4 protein-coding genes are annotated in these 2,862 nt (G+C 61.2%); 1 reads left to right on the forward strand and 3 read right to left on the reverse strand.

The window, feature by feature from the left end; all coding sequences use genetic code 11:
- Positions 1-470: 470 nt before the first annotated feature.
- Positions 471-1,349, reverse strand: coding sequence for a cation diffusion facilitator family transporter (locus tag PHP59_RS12460; RefSeq protein WP_300167453.1), 879 nt, complete (start codon positions 1,347-1,349; stop codon positions 471-473).
- A gap of 11 nt (positions 1,350-1,360) precedes the next feature.
- The gene (gene radC, locus PHP59_RS12465) at positions 1,361-2,017 is read right to left on the reverse strand and encodes a DNA repair protein RadC (protein WP_300167455.1); all 657 of its coding nucleotides are present in this window, start codon (positions 2,015-2,017) and stop codon (positions 1,361-1,363) included.
- A gap of 161 nt (positions 2,018-2,178) precedes the next feature.
- Between radC and PHP59_RS12470 the strand changes: the two genes are divergently transcribed.
- Positions 2,179-2,679 carry a rubrerythrin family protein gene (locus PHP59_RS12470; RefSeq protein WP_300167459.1) on the forward strand — a complete coding sequence of 167 codons (501 nt, stop codon included), beginning with the start codon at positions 2,179-2,181 and terminating at the stop codon, positions 2,677-2,679.
- Here the strand turns inward: PHP59_RS12470 and PHP59_RS12475 are convergent.
- Positions 2,666-2,862, reverse strand: a 197-nt coding sequence (locus PHP59_RS12475) for a hypothetical protein (protein WP_300167457.1), incomplete at its 5' end; no start/stop codon positions are given. The genes PHP59_RS12470 and PHP59_RS12475 overlap by 14 nt on opposite strands.

Genomic DNA, 2,862 nt, shown 5'->3' on the forward strand with positions numbered 1-2,862 from the left:
GAAGGCAGAGGGCGAACCTTTTCTGAAGGTGATTTTGTCCTCTCCATCTCCATCATGGGGTGCTCGTTGAGAGTCAAAACCTCATGAAAACCCGGAGAACGGATCTTCTGGATCATTTTCATGGTAATTCCTTGGGTAAGGGTAATATCTAAAGCGATAACTGGAGAAATCCCATTCTTGTGTGCTGGCTCTGGGGGGCCGCCACCTCCCGCCCCTCTCATCCTTGGGATTGGGTAGGGATGGCAGATCTCTTCTGATTGCAGCGTTTACACTTTCCCGGTCCAATCCTGAGCGGGGGTCCCGGGGCGTAGTCCCCCGGTGAATGATATGGGATAGGCGGTGGACCCGCGTATTCCCTCAGGGGATCGAGGAATACATCGGTCTGGGCATGAAGGTATGCATAACGTCTTTTCACGCGGTCTGTCTGGGGCATGCTCTTGACTCATGATTGATTCTCCAGAGCCACACCCTCAGATCTTCTCCCTCCCGTCCCTCTCCCCCGGTTCGATATGGACGACCACCTCCTTCATGCCGGGCACGCCCTCCGTGATCGCGGCCTCGACCTCCTCCGCGATTCCGTGCGCCTCCTCGACGGTCATGCCGGGATCGACGGTGATATGGATGTCGGCCATCATTTCGCCGGGAGCGCCCCGGCACCTGAACTCGTGCGACCCCAGGACGCCACGGATGCGGGCGACGATCTCCCTGACATTTTCCTCGCACTGCACGGTGGCGGCGTCGGTGAGGACCATCCCGGCCTCCCGTATGATGGAAAGGCCCATCCTGCCGATGAGCGCCCCGATGGCAAGGGCGATGAGGGGGTCGGCCAGGGGGTACCCGAGGTATACGACAGCGAACCCGAGAAGAACCGAGAGGGAGACGAATACATCGCTCTTCGTGTGTTCGGAATCGGCGATGAGAAAACTGCTCCTGAGTTCCTCGCCCACCCGCCTCTCGTACAGGGCGACGAAGATGTTGATGACGGTGGTGGCGACCATCACCCCGACGGTCAGGGCGGTGATGTGGGGGACGGCGCCGGTGGTGAGGCGGACGACCCCCTCGCTGATCACCCAGTAGGCGGTCAGGAGGAGCATCCCGCCGACGAGAAGTGTCCCAAAAGTCTCGAACTTTGCGTGGCCGTACGGGTGGTCCCTGTCGGGGGGGCGGGCGGCGATGCCGGTGGCGGCCAGGCCGATGATATTCGAGGCCGAGTCGAAGGAAGAGTGGAGGGCGTCGGCGACCATGGACATCGAACCGGCCATGAGGCCGAAGACCGCCTTTGCGACGGCTACGATGACGTTGAGGATGAGGATGACCCAGAGTGTCCGCCTGACCCTGTCGTACTCCATCGCCTCCCCCCTCAGAGGAGCCCTGCCTCCCGCATGGAGAGGTGACCCTTCTTTGTAACGATGAGGTGATCGAGCACCCTGATGCCGAGAATGTCCGCCGCGGCCGTGAGTTGTTTCGTCATGGCGATGTCCTCCCTGCTCGGCTGGAGGCTTCCCGAGGGGTGGTTGTGCACGAAGACCACCGAGGTCGCCCTGTCGGTGATCACGTCGGCGAAGACCTCCCGCGGGTGGACCGGGCTGTAATTGATGAGCCCTTTCGTGACCTCCCTGTTGCCGACGACCTCGCCGGCGCCGTTCAGGGAGATACAGATAAAGTACTCCTGCTGCCTGTCGGCGAGGTACTTCACGAGGGGCAGGACGTCGGCCGGGCAGGTGACCCGCGTCTCCGCCGGGAGGAAGCGGCGCCGGGCAAGTTCGAAGGCGGCGGTGATCTGGCAGGCTCTGGCCTCGCCGACGCCCGGCACCCTGACAAGGGCGCTGTACGCCGGGACACACGAGTCCGCGATCACCCCCTCGATCTCACGGGCGACCTCCAGCACGTCTCGCCCGGCCACGCCGCTCCCGATGATCGCGGCGATGAGTTCGCGGTCGGTGAGGGCCGTCGCACCCTTCGCCGCGATCTTCTCCCGTGGCCGCTCGCGGGCGGGCACCTCCCGCATCTGTTTCATCAGGGTTGATCCATCCTCGCAATATATAAACCTTTGAATGCTCCTCTCTCCCGGATCAGTGCTATGTCTGGTGCGTGAATGGACAGATGTGCTCCTTTATGCCTTATCAGGCGTTGAGGGGCGGGAATATTTTTTTATGGATGCCTGCAGAAGAGATGGTCATGGCAACACTGGAGAATATCAAGGCAGCATTTGCCGGCGAGTCGCAGGCGAACCGCAAGTACCTCGCCTTCTCGGAGAAGGCGGACAAGGAAGGCTTCAAGAACGTGGCACGCCTGTACCGCGCCGCATCGCAGGCCGAGGCTATCCACGCGAAGCGCGAACTCTCCGTGATGGGCGGGATCAAAAAGACGGCCGAGAACCTCCAGGGGAGCATCGAGGGCGAGACCGACGAGTTCACCGAGATGTACCCGGCCTTCGTCGAAGAGGCGAAGACAGAGGGCAAGCCCGAGGCCGTCGCTATCTTCACCCACGCGATGAAGGCCGAGCAGGTCCATGCCGGTCTCTATACGAAGGCCCTTGAGGCCGTCCTCGCCGGGAAGGACTTCGAGGGCGCCGAGGTCTTCCTCTGCCCCTGGTGCGGGAACATCGAGATCGGGAAGGCGCCGGAGAAGTGTCCGATCTGCGGCGAGGCCGGGAAGAACTTCATTAAGGTTGAATAAACCTCTCCTTTTTTTGTTCCGGCGAATCGCCCATGAAACATTCTTTCCCGGCGGTTTTTGAAAAACGTCGGGAATAGTGGATCGGATACATCATACAGAGATTGTAAAGCGGAGACTGCGGCCCCCTGTCTTTTGCACCGTTGCACCTGTTTTCTCTCCTTCGCGCCGGTATTGCACCGGGGA

The organism is Methanofollis sp. (assembly GCF_028702905.1).
In the GTDB taxonomy this organism is placed as follows: domain Archaea; phylum Halobacteriota; class Methanomicrobia; order Methanomicrobiales; family Methanofollaceae; genus Methanofollis.

Coding starts and splice junctions, on each gene's coding strand:
- PHP59_RS12460 (WP_300167453.1), bottom strand. CDS start 1,349: ATGGAGTACGACAGGGTCAGGCGGACACTCTGGGTCATCCTCATCCTC.
- radC (WP_300167455.1), bottom strand. CDS start 2,017: ATGAAACAGATGCGGGAGGTGCCCGCCCGCGAGCGGCCACGGGAGAAG.
- PHP59_RS12470 (WP_300167459.1), top strand. CDS start 2,179: ATGGCAACACTGGAGAATATCAAGGCAGCATTTGCCGGCGAGTCGCAG.